At 65.9% G+C, this 14,686-nt stretch carries 11 protein-coding genes; 6 read left to right on the top strand and 5 right to left on the bottom strand.

From position 1 onward, the window contains the following. Positions 1-5: 5 nt before the first annotated feature. The 4 genes from HB677_RS05245 to HB677_RS05230 all read right to left on the bottom strand — a co-directional run bounded on the left by HB677_RS05245 (position 6) and on the right by HB677_RS05230 (position 7,943). Positions 6-1,550, bottom strand: a complete 1,545-nt coding sequence (locus HB677_RS05245; protein ID WP_213814633.1) for a glycosyl hydrolase — start codon at positions 1,548-1,550, stop codon at positions 6-8. Next, positions 1,543-3,087, bottom strand: a complete 1,545-nt coding sequence (locus HB677_RS05240; protein ID WP_213814632.1) for a glycosyltransferase family 2 protein — start codon at positions 3,085-3,087, stop codon at positions 1,543-1,545. Before HB677_RS05240 ends, HB677_RS05245 begins: the two co-directional genes overlap by 8 nt. 573 nt (positions 3,088-3,660) lie before the next feature. Then, complete coding sequence (locus HB677_RS05235) at positions 3,661-6,597, bottom strand: bifunctional [glutamine synthetase] adenylyltransferase/[glutamine synthetase]-adenylyl-L-tyrosine phosphorylase (protein WP_213814631.1); 2,937 nt, start codon at positions 6,595-6,597, stop codon at positions 3,661-3,663. 8 nt (positions 6,598-6,605) lie between these two features. Further along, positions 6,606-7,943 (bottom strand): glutamine synthetase family protein, encoded by a 1,338-nt coding sequence (locus tag HB677_RS05230; protein ID WP_213814630.1) that lies wholly within the window; start codon positions 7,941-7,943, stop codon positions 6,606-6,608. A 61-nt stretch (positions 7,944-8,004) separates the two neighbouring features. Between HB677_RS05230 and HB677_RS05225 the strand changes: the two genes are divergently transcribed. The 4 genes from HB677_RS05225 to panB all read left to right on the top strand — a co-directional run bounded on the left by HB677_RS05225 (position 8,005) and on the right by panB (position 12,469). After that, positions 8,005-9,735 (top strand): NAD+ synthase, encoded by a 1,731-nt coding sequence (locus tag HB677_RS05225; protein WP_213814629.1) that lies wholly within the window; start codon positions 8,005-8,007, stop codon positions 9,733-9,735. Between the two features lie 79 nt (positions 9,736-9,814). After that, on the top strand, positions 9,815-10,387 hold the full coding sequence (locus tag HB677_RS05220; protein WP_213814628.1) for a winged helix-turn-helix domain-containing protein: 573 nt from the start codon (positions 9,815-9,817) through the stop codon (positions 10,385-10,387). Positions 10,388-10,392: 5 nt separating this feature from the next. Further along, entirely contained in the window at positions 10,393-11,628 is a 1,236-nt protein-coding gene (locus HB677_RS05215; protein WP_213814627.1) for an MFS transporter, read from the top strand. A gap of 10 nt (positions 11,629-11,638) precedes the next feature. Further along, entirely contained in the window at positions 11,639-12,469 is an 831-nt protein-coding gene (gene panB / locus HB677_RS05210; RefSeq protein WP_213814626.1) for a 3-methyl-2-oxobutanoate hydroxymethyltransferase, read from the top strand. Between the two features lie 70 nt (positions 12,470-12,539). Here the strand turns inward: panB and HB677_RS05205 are convergent, their stop codons facing one another. Beyond that, positions 12,540-12,710: a methionine aminopeptidase gene (locus HB677_RS05205; RefSeq protein WP_213814625.1), complete on the bottom strand. Its 171-nt coding sequence runs from the start codon at positions 12,708-12,710 to the stop codon at positions 12,540-12,542. A 33-nt stretch (positions 12,711-12,743) separates the two neighbouring features. Here HB677_RS05205 and map point away from each other — a divergent pair, with 33 nt between their 5' ends. Further along, the gene (map, locus tag HB677_RS05200) at positions 12,744-13,610 is read left to right on the top strand and encodes a type I methionyl aminopeptidase (protein ID WP_213814624.1); all 867 of its coding nucleotides are present in this window, start codon (positions 12,744-12,746) and stop codon (positions 13,608-13,610) included. 45 nt (positions 13,611-13,655) lie between these two features. Then, complete coding sequence (ppgK, locus tag HB677_RS05195) at positions 13,656-14,474, top strand: polyphosphate--glucose phosphotransferase (RefSeq protein ID WP_213814623.1); 819 nt, start codon at positions 13,656-13,658, stop codon at positions 14,472-14,474. The last annotated feature ends 212 nt before the right edge of the window (positions 14,475-14,686 follow it).

Below are 14,686 nucleotides of genomic sequence, written 5' to 3'. Positions count from 1 at the left end.
CTGAGTTATGGCTTGGCAATGGGTGTGAGGTCGTACCCGTTGCCCGGTGTGGTGATCCCCGCGACGAACGCTGCGAGGGTGTCCGACCTGGAGTCGATCCGCCAGTCGTTTGTGGCCCGTACACCTTCGACGTAACTGGTGACGGCGAGGTTGAACCAGGAGAAGCCGATGATGTCGCTGTTCTCCGGCTTTGCCAGCCCGTCGAACAAGCTCGTGATCCACTTGGCCTTGTGTCCTCCGGTCTCGGATGCACCGATCTCCGCGAGGAAGATGGGCTTTTTCGTCAGTGCCCGCAGCTGCGTGAGACTCGACCCGAAGGTGAAGTCAAACGTGTAGGGGTTATCCACGTACGGCGGACGCAGGTAGCCGGACAGCCCGACCCAGTCGACGTAGTCGTCTCCGGGGTACAGCGAGGCGAGGTACTCGGCCGTCTTGTGCGTCTTGGGCAGGTTGTTCACGATGTTGGGAGCCCAAATCCACGCGACGAGCTTGTTGGCACCCTCCTGCTCGAAGATGTCGTGGACGTACTTCCAGACCTTCACGTAATCGCCCGGGTTGTTACCGTTCAGCGACTTGCCGGAGCCGTCCGACTCGGCCCACGGGTACCAGATGCCGTTCATTTCGTGATCAAACCGGATGCCCATGGGCAGTCCCGTAGCCACGATGTCCTTGGCGTACTGGTGCAGGTAGGTGTCGAAGGCACCCGACAGGATCGTCGGCAGCTCGTATCCCGGTTCCACGATCTTGTCGTTGCCCGAACCGATCGGGCGCGACTCCCACGTGAGTACCGGCATGGTGTCGCGCTTCCACGCGGCCTGGACCGCCGCGGGGCGGAACGCCTCGTCCCATCCACCGAAGTACCCGACCACGTTCGGCGTCTCGCCGACCTTGGTCGCGGTGTCGTCGAAGGTCGCGAAGTTGAACGGCGCCTGCTGGGTGTACATACCGAACAGCTTCGACGTGGGGTTGATCAGGCTCGCCAGGCTCGGCGCGGTGATCGGTGTGGACGTAGCCGGAGGCTTGGGAGTCGAGGTCGGCTTGCCCGTGGGCTTGGTGGTCGGCTTGCTGGTTGGCTTCGTCGTCGGCTTGGACGTCGTCACCGGGGCCGGCTGGGATTGGGGGGCGGATGACCCGTTGTCGCCCGATCCCTTACTGGCGAGTTCCGCGGCCGTCTTGTCCCGCGCACTGGCTGCGGCATCTGCCGCACCCTGGGCTGCGGCTACCTGATCACGGAGGTCCTGGATGGTCGCATCGGCCGAGGCCGACTTGCCCGTGGCATCCTTCAGCGCAGCTTCACGGTTGGCGAGCTTCGTCTCCAGTGCCTTGACGTCTGCTTCGAGGTTCGCCTTCTTGGCTTCGAGGTGGTTTTCCAGCGCCGTCTTCTGGGAGGCCGACGTCAGTTGTGCCGCGGGAGCCAGGGGGCTGCCGGGAGAGTTCCAGACGTAGAAGCTGGCGAGGGCGAGGCACAGGCCGATGGCCGTTGCTCCGATCGCTGTCCTACGGGCGTTCGCCGCTGTGGGCGCCCACCATGTGCGATTTGGCTTAGACAATGAACAATGCCTCCACGATGAAGATGGCGATACCGATGGCGTAGGGCCAGGCTGCCTTGGGGTTGAGTCGGCGACGTGTCGCCGTGGGCTGCGGGACCGCGATGGTCGCGTGTGCTGCCCGGGAACGGGTGTCTACGAGTACAGCGCTGTGCTGCTCGGAGGTGGACGGTTCGCCGAAGAGGGTCTCGAGCTCGGAAACGCTGTCCGCGCTCCAGCTCTCGCGGGGCTCCGCGGTCGCGGACAGCGGGACGGGATTGTCGAGGCCCTGCATGACCGCGTCATTGCTCGCACCACCGGCGTACGCACCCGCACGGGTACCCCAGCCACTGGCGTGGCCCATTCGGAAGAATCCGATCAGACGGATCGGCATCAGGAACGCGGTCGAGACGAGGATGAAGATCGGCAGGCGGAAGAAGTCAGACGGCTTCTCCGAGAGGTGCCGCATCTGACGGATGGCCATGCTCAGCACCGACGAGAGGACCATGAGCCCGATCACGACGATCAAACCGCTCGAGACGCCGTACTCCTTGAGGATTCCCTCGTAGAAGTTGTAGCCCTGACCGCTGAATGCGCGGTAGATCCATCCGGCGATGACGCCGGCGAGGATGAACGGAAGCACGATGTCCATCACGAAGAAGAACGCGAGCAGCGGCGCGTGGCCGAGCATCCAGGGAAGCATGCGCAGCGTGTTGTACTGGCTGCCGCGTGCCCACCGGAGCTGCTGCTTGTAGAGCTTCTTGACCTTGAGCGGGGCATCCGTGTACACGAGGCTTGTGTGCTGGTAGACGGTGCGGTAGCCCTCTTTGAGGGTGAGGTTGGTCAGCGTGCGGTCGTCGGACACCTCGAGGAACACGCCCATGAATTTCTCGGTCATGAACTTCTCCATGACACGCACCATGATCGAGCGGCGGAAGGCGATCGTGCGGCCCGGAAGGCACCCAACCTGGCCGACGACGCTCTGCATGGGCATCGAGTACAGGGCACGGGAGTTCTCGAGCCAATCGGCCCATCGCGTGATCCAGCTGCGCTCGGGTTCGAGGATGCGCTGACGGGTGGTCACTCCACCGACGCGCTCATCCGCGAAGGGCTTGACCAGTTCGGACAGCGTGTTCTCTGTCCACACGGTGTCCGAGTCGACCAGCACGGTGATGTCACCGGTCGAGAGTTCGGTTCCGATCATCACGGCATTGCGCTTACCCGGGATGGGGGTGTGAACCCAGCGGGCCAGAGGAGCGAACTCCTCGGTGATGCGCTCAAGCAGCGGGTTGGGCTTCCCGTTGATGACCACGATGATTTCGCCCGGCTTCTGTTCGACCATGCGTGCAAGAACATCGCGGAACAGGTCTTCCGGTTCGTCCAGCACGGGAACGATGACGCTCGTCGTGCCGGTGAACTCGCCGGTGAAGGGGCGGTAGCGGTTGGACACCACTACCTTGATGATCCACATGACCCAGATGAGGGCCGAGTAGAACGCGAACAGGTAGAGCTCTTCATGACCTTCGGCCATGTGACGAATCTGGAGGATGAAAATAAACAAGGTTGTCCCCTCGCGGATTGAAAGGTGGTGAGATCCGCGGCGCTGGGGATTTCGATGGATAGCTTCGGGGTGCTTGATTATGGGCACGTCTGAATCAGGCCCGCAACCAGCACAAAACGGGCTCGGGCGTGTCGAAATCGGCGTCTGGACAACGCGCGTCCCGCAAAATGACGACACGTGTCGGGACCCCAAAATCATCACAATTGGTGTCCACCCTTGTGCGGACGAGCGGATGACACGGCGTCAGCAAAATCGCTGCTCATGGCCCCCTTTTGGGGTAGACGCACCGGTCTGTACCACCCGGATGGGGGACAGTTTTTCCGCTGGCACGCGAGAAAAACATAGCCAAGTCGGGGTACAAACAGCCCTCAAACGGGGGACAGAAAAACGGGGTGTAAAAAAGATTCCTCAGGCAGAGAGTTAACGCTGCCGAAACCTTACGGGTGTCGTTTGGACACGAACGGGTCGAATTCGGCGGCCGGAGAAGTCCCGTCAGCGGGCCCCATCAGCGGGTGCCGTCAGCGGGTCTCTTCCATGGCACCAGGAGGGGCGCGCGGGCGGAGGTGGGCCGAATCAGCCCGTGGGTGTCGGACCCTTGGCTACGCCGTAGAAGCGGCGCTCGAACACCTGGCGGGCATGGCGGGTGATGCGGAGGTAATCCTCCTCCAGTGCCGTCGCGGACCCGGGTGGGTACTCGAGCAGCCGGGCGACGCCCTCCAGCTGCTGTCGGTCGGTGGGCAGAACGTCCGCCGTTTTCGAGGTCCACAGGGTCATGGCCGAGCGGGCACGAGACGCGATGATCCACGCATCGTGCAGCCGGGCGGCGTCCGGACCATCGATGAGGCCAGCGTCGGTTGCGGCAGAGAGAGCGCGCAACGTTGACGGCGTCCGGAGCCCCGGCACCGTCGCCGCGTGCTGGAGCTGCAACAGCTGGACAAACCATTCGACGTCGCTGAGCGATCCGCGCCCCAGTTTCAGGTGTCGCGACGGATCAGCACCCTGTGGCAGACGCTCTGACTCCACGCGCGCTTTGATTCGCTTCACTTCGCGCACGTTCTGCTCGCTGATGTGGTCGGGATAGCGCACCTCATCGGCGAGGGCCTCGAAGTCACGCAGGAGCGCGTCATCCCCCACCGCGCCCCGCGCGCGCAGCAGGGCCTGCGCCTCCCAGGTGAGCGACCAGCGCGCGTAATAGGCGCGGTAGCTGTCGAGGGACCGCACGGTCGCGCCGTTGCGGCCCTCCGGACGCAGCCCAATGTCGAGGTCAAGCGGCAGGCGCAGGTCTTCGGTGAGCCGGACGATGGTGTGGATGATTCGCTCCGACGTCGCCTGCGCCTCGGCCCCGGGTACATCGAGCGCGCGGTACACGTACATGATGTCGGCGTCGGACCCGAACCCGAGTTCCTCGCCGCCATAGCGACCCATGGCGATGATTCCGAACTCGATGCCGTCGGGCGTTGGCCTGGCCAACGACACGACGCCCGTGAGGATGGCGGTGTTGATGTCGCTCAGTCCCACGCCCAGCTCTTCGATCGTGATGAAGCCCAGGATGCCGGCGATAGCCAGCCGCAGCACCTCACGGCGGCGTGCCGTGCGTAACGCCAGCGCCGCGGCATCCACATCATCCCTGTGGCGGGCGATCGTCGCACGCGTTTCGTCGAGGAGTTCAGCGAGCGGTCGCGGGCGAAGCTCTTCCTCGTTCTCGAGCCACGCGGCGCCCTCGGGAATACGTTCGAGCAGATCGCCGACGAACTTCGAACTGGCGAGCACGTGGGTCAGCCGCTGGGCGGCTCCCGACGAGTCGCGCAGCATGCGGAGGAACCAGTACGCCTCGCCGAGGTGGTCGCTCAGCAGGCGGAACGCGAGCAGTCCGTGGTCGGGGTCTGCCCCTTCGGAGAACCACTGCAGCATCACCGGCAGCAGCGTGCGCTGGATCGTCGCGCGACGCGAAACCCCGCCGGTGAGAGCGGCGATGTGGTGCAGGGCGCCTCGGGGGTCGCGGAAGCCGATCGCGGCAAGCCGGGCGGCCGCCTGATCGCTGGACAGCGTGAGCTCGTCTCCCGGCAGCGACGCGACGGCGGACAGCAGCGGGCGGTAGAAGAGACGCTCGTGGAGCGAGCGCACCGCCTGCTTGGTGCGTTGCCAGCTTGCGGTGAAGTCGGACCCGTTCGCGTACAGCCCCGTCGACCGCGCGAGCACGCGCACCGCCTCGGGGTCCCGCGGCATCATGTGCGTGCGGATGAGCCGGGTCAGCTGCAGGCGGTGCTCGATGAGGCGGAGGAAGCGGTAGTCACGGGAGAATTCGGCGGCCTCGACCCGCCCGATGTAGCCCTGGGCCGCCAGCGCCACGAGGGCAGGCAGGGTCGCCGCCTGCCGCACCTGGTCGTCGTGCTGTCCATGCACGAGCTGGAGCAGCTGGATGGTGAACTCGATGTCCCGCAGCCCGCCGGGTCCCAGCTTCACCTGGATGTCGCGGTCTTCGGGTGGGATGTTCTCGGTGACGCGCTCCCGCATCTTCTGCACCGATTCGACGAAGCCGGCGCGGGATGCGCTCGTCCACACGAGCGGGGAGACACCTGCCACGTAGCGCTCCCCGAGTTCCAGGTCGCCGGCGAGCGGTCGCGCCTTCAACAGCGCCTGAAACTCCCACCCGCGTGCCCACCGGTCGTAGTAGGCGAGGTGGGACTCCAGGGTGCGCACGAGAGCGCCGTCCTTGCCCTCGGGACGCAGGTTGGCGTCGACCTCCCACAGGGCAGGCTCGACCGTCAGCTCCTGAATGCCCCGCGCCGTCTGCATGGCAAGCCGGGTGGCGATTTCCATCGCGCGGTCGGTGCTGAGTCCATCGGCCGCCTCACCCACGAAAATCACGTCCACGTCGCTGACGTAGTTCAGTTCGCGGGCGCCGGCCTTGCCCATTCCGATGATCGACAGGCGCGTTCGCGCGACATCGTCGGCGGGGAACCGCACGCACCGGCGGGCGACGTCCAGCGAGGCATCCAGAGCGGCACCGGCGAGGTCGGACAGCATGGCGGTGACGGATGACACGGCCATGAGCGGGTCCGTGTTCTCCAGGTCCCACGCGGCGATGCGCGCGAGGTGACGCCGGTACCGCACCCGCAGCGCGACGAACGCCTCGTCATCCCGTAACCCCTGGACCGACTCCACCAGGTCCGCCCGGAAGTCGTCCGGCGAGGGAAGCGGCCAGAGCGGGGTGCCAAGGGCCGCCAGTTCCTCAGGATGACGATGAAAGAAGTCGCCGAGCCCTTCGGATGCCCCAAGCAGGCGAATCAGTCGCGCCGATGTCGCTTCGTTGCGCAGCACCGCGCCCACCTCGGACGGCGCGCTCTCCCGCAGGCGGGTGAGCAGGCGCAGCGCCTGGTCGGGGTCCGCCGCGTTCGCGAAGTGGGCGACCAACTCGGCGGGGATGTCATCAAGCAACTCCCGCGTCGACCCCAGCTCGGTGAACCCGAGCCGGGCCAACTCAGTCAGCGTCGTCTGATTGCGGTACATGGTGCCAGCTAGAGGATCTCTAGGTTGCTCTCCAGCTCGTACGGCGTGACCTGGGCGCGGTAGTCCTTCCAGTCACGGCGCTTGTTGGACAGCACGTAGTTGAAGACCTGCTCGCCCAGCGTCTCCGCGACGAGCTCGGAGTCCTCCATCAGCGAGAGTGCGTGGTCGAGGCTCGCGGGAAGCTGGCTGTAGCCGAGCGCGCGGCGCTCCGCGTCACTGAGCGACCAAACGTTATCCTCGGCCTCGGGCGGCAGCTCGTACTCCTCCTCGATTCCCTTGAGGCCGGCGGCCAGCAGGAGCGAGTAGGCGAGGTACGGGTTGGCGGCGGAGTCGATCGCGCGGTACTCAACGCGAGCACTCTGACCCTTGTTGGGCTTGTACAGCGGTACACGCACGAGAGCCGACCGGTTGTTGTGTCCCCAGGTCACGAAGCTCGGAGCCTCGTCGCCACCCCAGAGGCGCTTGTAGGAGTTGACGAACTGGTTGGTCACCGCGGTGATTTCAGGTGCGTGACGCAGCAGGCCCGCGGCGAACTGGCGGCCAATCTTGGAGAGCTGGTACTGCCCGGCCGGGTCGAAGAATGCGTTCGCGTCGCCCTCAAAGAGAGAGAGGTGCGTGTGCATGCCGGATCCGGGATGACCCGACAGCGGCTTCGGCATGAAAGTCGCATACACGCCCTGCTCGATGGCCACCTCCTTGATCACGGTGCGGAACGTCATGATGTTGTCCGCGGTGGTCAGGGCGTCGGCGTAGCGGAGGTCAATCTCGTTCTGCCCGGGACCGGCTTCGTGGTGACTGAACTCCACCGAGATGCCGAGGTCCTCGAGCATGCGCACCGAACGGCGACGGAAGTCGTGGGCGGTGCCACCGGGAACGTTGTCGAAGTAGCCGGCGGAGTCAACGGGCTCGGGGCCGCCGTTCTTGAACTTGCTCGACTTCAGCAGGTAGAACTCGACCTCGGGGTGCGTGTAGAACGTGAAGCCGCGGTCGGCGGCACGGGCAAGGGCACGCTTGAGCACATTGCGGGGGTCCGCCACGGCGGGCTGGCCGTCGGGGGTGGTGATGTCGCAGAACATGCGGGCGGTCGGATCGATCTCGCCGCGCCACGGAAGAATCTGGAACGTGGTGGGGTCCGGGTGCGCCAGGACGTCGGCCTCGTACGACCGGGTCAGACCCTGGATCGCGGAACCGTCGAAGCCGAGACCCTCGGCGAAAGCGCCCTCCACCTCGGCCGGCGCGATCGCGACCGACTTCAGGGTGCCGACAACATCGGTGAACCAGAGGCGAATGAACTTAATGCCTCGCTCTTCAATGGTGCGAAGAACGAAGTCACGCTGCTTGTCCATCAAGCTCCTCTAGGACTGGAAGAAAACGGGGCCTTCCCCGCGCGCTATTAGGCTACTGGCTATGCCCCGTCTTCGCTTGGCGCTCGCCCAGACCAACCCCGTAGTCGGCGATCTGGTAGGTAATTCCGCCCAGATTCTCGATGCCGCCCGGCGCGCCGCTGAGCGCGGCGCCGATCTGTTGGCGGTCGGTGAGATGGCCATCAGCGGGTACCCGATCGAGGACCTCGCCTCGAGACCCAGTTTTCTTGCGCAGTCGCGTGAGGCCGTGGCATCCCTCGCCAAATCCCTGCAGGACGAGGGTCTCGGCGAACTCGTCGTGATCGTCGGACACCCGGATGGACCGTTCGAGCCGCGGCTGCTCGGCACGAGCAATGCGCCCACCGCCATCGCCCAAAACTGTGCGAGCGTGCTTCACCACGGCCACGTCAAAGCCCGCTACGCCAAGCATCACCTTCCGAACTACTCCGTCTTCGACGAGTACCGCATCTTCATTCCGGGCGACGAACTGCTCGTGTTGCGCCTCAAGGGCGTCGACGTGGCAATCCTCGTCTGCGAGGACCTGTGGCGTGACGGCGGTCCGGTTGGACGGGTGCTGCAGGCCGACGCCGGAGTGCTCGTCGTCATCAACGCCTCGCCCTTCGAACGTGACAAGGATGAGGTGCGCCTCCCCCTCGTCACCCGCAGGGCGACCGAGACCGACACGATCGTTGCCTACGTCAACATCGTCGGCGGCCAGGACGACCTCGTCTTCGACGGAGACAGCGTTGTGGTGGATGGCTCGGGCACGATCCTTGCCCGCGCGCCGCAGTTTGTGGAGCACCTGCTTGTTCTCGATGTCGACGCGGAACCGGCGACGGACGTGCAGCTGCCGGACGCCGTAGCCCGGGTGACTCTCGACGGAGTGCCCCACGACCTCCCCGGCCTCGAGCCTGACATCGCGGTGCTGCCCGACGACCGGGAGCAGCTCTGGAACGCGCTCGTGCTCGGACTGCGCGATTACGTGCAGAAGAACGGCTTCCCCTCGGTGATTCTTGGGGTGTCCGGCGGCATTGACTCCGCCGTGTGTGCCGCCATCGCGGCAGATGCCATCGGTGCCGACCGCGTGTGGGGCGTGAGCATGCCCAGCCGCTACAGCTCGGAACACTCCCGGTCGGACGCCGACGTTCTCGCGGACAACATCGGGTTCCACTACTCCACCGAAGCGATCGCCGACCTCGTGCTGCCGGTCGAGACCCAGCTGAAGCTCACCGGGACCGCCGCAGAGAACGTGCAGGCGCGCATCCGCGGCATCATCCTCATGGGGCTGTCGAACATGGACAACCACCTGGTGCTCACCACCGGCAACAAGACCGAGCTGTCGGTGGGCTACTCCACCATTTACGGCGACTCGGCGGGTGGATTTGCCCCGATCAAGGACGTACCAAAGCTGCTGGTCTGGGAACTCGCGCGGTGGCGCAACGAGTACGCCGCCTCGCGCGGCGAGGTCGGCCCCATCCCGGTGAACTCGATCGAGAAGCCCCCGAGTGCTGAGCTGCGCGAGGACCAGACCGACCAGGACACCCTGCCGCCCTACGAGGTACTGGATGCCCTGCTGGACGCGTATGTCACGCGCGCGCTTGGGCGCGAGGATGTCATCGCTCTCGGCTTCGACGAGGACACCGTCGACTTCATCACGAAGCTCGTCGACCGCTCCGAGTGGAAGCGTCGTCAGGGAGCTATCGGACCCAAGATCAGCGGAATGGCGTTCGGCCGCGACCGCCGGCTGCCGATCACGTACCGTCCGACCCGTTAGACACCGGGCGGCGACTCACCCGCACACACGATCCACAAGAACTCTTGTGCAATGACTCTTGTCGTTATACGGTCGGGTTATGGCCGAGTTCCGCAGCACCAATTCCTCCACCGACGTTAAGCGCATGCGCGTGCTCGCGCATCCCCAGCGGTTGCGGTTGCTCGGCGAGCTGCGGGTGCGCGGCCCCCAGACGGTCGGTCTGCTGAGCGAGATAGTGGATAACGCGCCGGGATCGGTCAGCTACCACCTGGGCAAGCTCGCCGAATTCGGTTTCGTGGTCGAGGCACCGGAGTTGGCCCGGGACAAGCGGGAACGATGGTGGCGCGCCGCCCACGACGTCACGCACATCGACGCGGCCGACAGCACAAGCACCCCCGACGTCGCACTCGCCCAGACCGCGCTTCGCCTGACGATCTATGACTCGTACCACCGCGCGATGATCGCCGCGCTCGAACGGGAAGCCACCCTCAGCGACGAGTGGATCGGCGCAACCTCCACCGACGACATCGTGACGTTCCTCACGGCGGACGACGTGCGCCAGATGACCGCCGAGGTGCACGCACTGATGCAGCGGTGGTCGGACCGCAGTGCGCCCGAGGCAGACGGGGCCGAGGCGGTGGTGCTTCTCGCGAGCAGCTTCCGGCGGGGGTGATTCCGGTGCAGCAGACCCGTGCACGAGGTCCCCGCCTCCCCCTGGCGGGGCTGCTCAGCGCGCAGGGAATGTCGATGGCCGGCAATGCGATCACGGCGGTGGCGATTCCGCTCTACGTGCTGCTGGACACGGGGTCCGCGGGGCTTGCGGGAATCGCCGGAGCGTTCGCGACGGCGCCCCAGATCATCGGCGGAGCCTTCGGCGGTGTTCTTGTGGACCGCATCGGTTACCGCGTGTCGGCGATCACCGCCGATATCGCCAGCGGCCTAACGGTGCTTGCCATCCCGATTCTTGCCTCCACCGTCGGACTGCCGTTCCCCGCCCTGCTCGCCCTCGTCTTCCTCAGCGGGCTGCTGGATGTGCCGGGCGACACGGCGAAGGAGGTGTTGCTGCCCGAGATGGCCGAGATCGGGGGCACTCCCCTGGCGCGTGCGGCCGGAATCCAGGGAGCGGTGCAGCGCGGTGCCCAGCTGGTTGGGGCCGCGACCGCCGCGGCGCTCATCGCTGGTCTGGGATCGCTCGGGGCGCTCTACGTGGACGCGGCGACTTTCGGGGCATCCGCTGTCCTCATGCTCCTCACCGTCCCCCGCCCGTCCCGGCCCGCCACGATTGCCCACACCGAACGCAAGTCCGGGTACTGGGCCGACTTTGCGGAGGGGCTCCGGAGCGTCTGGAAGACTCCCGTGATCCGGTCGGTCGTGCTCCTCGTCGTCGTCACGAACGGATTGGATGCCGCGATGATGCTGGTTCTGCGTCCGGTGTACGCCACCTCAATCAGCGAGCATGGGGCGATCCTGGGCGTGCTGTCGGGAACGTTTGCGGCCGGCGCGCTGACCGGTGCCGCCCTGTTTGGCGTGTTTGGGCACCGCCTGCCCCGCCGGTGGACGTTCGCCGTCTGCTTCCTGCTCGCCGGGGCTCCGCCCGCGTTCGCCATGGCCACGGGCGCACCGCTGTTCGTCGTCCTGGGCGTGATCGCCCTGTCGGGACTGGCGGCGGGACCCATCAACCCGATTCTTACCACCGTGCTCTACGAGCACATCGGGGTGGGAAAGCGGGCGCGGGTGCTCGGTGTCATCTCGACCGCGGTCGCCGCCGCCATGCCGATCGGCAGCCTCCTGGGCGGTGCCAGCGTTGCCGTGCTTGGCCTGTCCGTAGCGCTCGCGAGCGTTGGCACGATCTACCTGCTGGCGACGCTCACACCGTTTGTCGGGCGATCATGGTCGGCCATGGACCCGCACTAGGGTGGGAGCCATGGCAGAGCAGTCGGCCGCCCCCGCGGCGCCCAAGAAAGTCCGTACCCGTCACTTCCAGAACGCAAAGCGTGACGGCATCAAGATCACGGGGCTGACGTGCTACGACGCACTGACCGCCAAGGTGTTCGACGACGCCGGCATCGACTTCATGCTCGTGGGCGATTCCGCGGGCAACACCGTCTTCGGGTATGAGACCACGCTGCCCGTCACCGTCGACGAGCTGATCCCGCTCACGCGCGCTGTCGCCTCCGCTACCAAGCGCGCGTTCGTGATCGCCGACATGCCGTTCGGTTCCTATGAGGCGGGCGCCGACCAGGCACTCCACACCGCGTTCCGCTTCATGAAGGAGACCGGCGCCCACGCCGTCAAGCTCGAGGGCGGCGTGCGCAGCGCTGAGCAGATCCGTCGCGTGGTGTCCGCGGGTATCCCCGTTATGGCGCACATCGGATTCACGCCGCAGAGCGAACACGGCCTGGGCGGGCACGTCATCCAGGGCCGCGGAGACCAGCTCGAGCAGCTGCTCGCTGACGCACACGCGGTCGAGGACGCTGGCGCGTTCGCGGTGGTGCTCGAAATGGTGCCTGCGGAAGCAGCACGACGCGTCACCGCGGAGCTCAGCATCCCGACGATCAGCGTCGGGGCGGGGCCGCACGCTGACGGACAGCTGCTCGTGTGGACGGACTGGGCGGGAATGACGACCGGGCGCATCCCGAAGTTCGTGAAGCAGTATGCAAACCTCGCCGCGATCCTGACGGATGCGGTCACGGAGTTCCGTGCCGACGTTGCCTCCGGCGTCTATCCGGGTCCCGAGAACTCGTACGACGACTAGAGCGGACGTCGGTTAACGCGAGAGACCGCCGGGATCCCCTGGACCCCGGCGGTCTGTCGCTCCGGCACCATTAGCGGTTTTCGGCCTCTTCCGCCGCCCACTTCCGGGCCCGCTCGGCGATGATCTCGGGCGCGCGGGCTGCTGCCTCACGGGAATCGAAGGGACCGTCGCGGTCCGACCCGAGCGACTGTGCGCCCTCTTCGACTTCACCGGTCTTGTTGTTGAACCACCACTGAGTCATTTGCTCTCCCTCGACGAAACTAGAGTTAACCCTATGCCCCGCGATTCGAACGGTCACCTCACTCCCGGACGTATCTCGCCGGCTCGCCCGGTGCCGGCCAGCATTCCGCGTCCCGAGTACGTCGGAAAGCCCGGCCCCCGTGAATTCACCGGATCCGATGTCTACACCCCCGAGGCAGTCGAGCGCATCCGCGAGTCGGGGCGCATCGCCGCCGGCGCAGTCGAGGCCGCGGGGGCCGCCGCCGTGCCCGGCATCACCACCGACGAACTCGATGCCATCGCCCACGAGTACATGGTCAGCCGGGGCGCCTACCCCTCCACGCTGGGATACCGCGGTTTTCCGAAGTCCAGCTGCACCTCGCTCAACGAAGTGATCTGTCACGGGATTCCGGATGACACGGTGCTGGTCGAGGGCGACATCCTGAACATCGACGTGACCGCCTACAAGAACGGCGTGCACGGGGACCTCAACAAGACGTTTGTGGTCGGGGCTGCGTCCCAGGAAGCGATCGACCTCGTCGACCGCACTCGCGAAGCGCTAAACCGCGGCATCAAGGCGGTTGCGCCCGGTCGCCAGATCAACGTGATCGGCCGCGCCATCGAGTCCTACGCCAAACGCTTCGGTTACGGCGTGGTGCGGGACTTCACCGGCCACGGTGTCGGCGATGCCTTCCACACCGGCCTGATCATCCCGCACTACGACGCCGCACCCCGCTTCGACGACATCATCGAGGTCGGCATGGTGTTCACCATCGAACCCATGCTCACCCTCGGTGCGTACACCTGGGATCAATGGGCGGATGACTGGACAGTCACCACCTCGGACAAGAGCCTCACCGCGCAGTTCGAACACACCATGGTTGTCACCGAACGCGGCACCGAAATTCTCACTCTCCCGTAACACCGCTTCACTCATACCCACCACCCCTCAGGCAAGGATCAACGAATGACCACTGCAGTAGGTATCGACATCGGCGGAACCGGAATCAAGGGCGCCATCGTCGACCTTGAATCCGGCAAACTGCTCAGCGACCGCATCAAGCTTCCGACCCCGACGGGCGGCGAGCCCGACGACATCGTGGCGACGGTCGTCGAGATCATCACCCAGCTGGGCGTCGAGCCCGGCGTTCCCGTCGGGGTCTGCTTTCCCGCGGTAGTTCTCCACGGAACAACGATGTCCGCGGCGAACGTCTCGCAGAAGTGGATCGGTCTCGAGGCAGAGGCGCTGTTCGAGAAGGCGCTTGGCCGGGACATCCACTTTGTCAACGACGCCGACGCCGCCGGTTACGCGGAGGTCCGCTACGGCGCGGCGAAGGGCGTCGACGGCCTCGTGATCCTCACGACGCTCGGCACCGGCATCGGAAGCGCGATCATCTACAACGGTGTGCTCGTGCCCAACTCCGAACTTGGTCACCTCGAGATCGACGGCAAGGACGCCGAGAAGAAGGCCTCGTTCGCGGCCAAGGAACGCAGTCGTCTCAGTTACGAACGCTGGGCAAAACGCCTGCAGAAGTATTACAGCCACGTCGAGGCCCTGTTCTCCCCGGACCTGCTCATCGTTGGCGGCGGCGTCTCGAAGAGCTACGAGGAGTTTCTTCCGCTGTTGAGCCTGCGCGCCCCGATCGTGCCGGCCGTGCTGCGCAACAATGCGGGCATCCTCGGAGCCGCGGCCCTCGCGGTGCCGCAGGGCGACAAGTCGGTCACCGTGCCGCAGGCAAGCGTCGCCGTCGACTCCCCCGGGACGAAGCCGAAGGCAGCCCTCTAGACCCGTCTCCCCTGACGCCCGTCCGCCCGGATCTTTCGGGAGGACGGGCGTTTTTTGGTGTGCCCGCCCGTTCGAATGCGAGGCGACCGTAAGGGTTTGCGACGGGGGCGTTAGGGATTCGTTAGGGCCCGAACATCGCGGGTCCCGGCGGAGTTGACTCCATCAGTGGCCTTGAGCCACCCCTGCCCGCTGTCCGCGTGCAGGACCGTTCC

Origin of the sequence: Glaciihabitans sp. dw_435 (genome assembly GCF_018449675.1) — a bacterium.
In the GTDB taxonomy this organism is placed as follows: domain Bacteria; phylum Actinomycetota; class Actinomycetes; order Actinomycetales; family Microbacteriaceae; genus Glaciihabitans.
The sequence above is the reverse complement of the archived record's forward strand: the minus strand, read 5'-3'. Positions and strand labels throughout refer to the sequence as shown.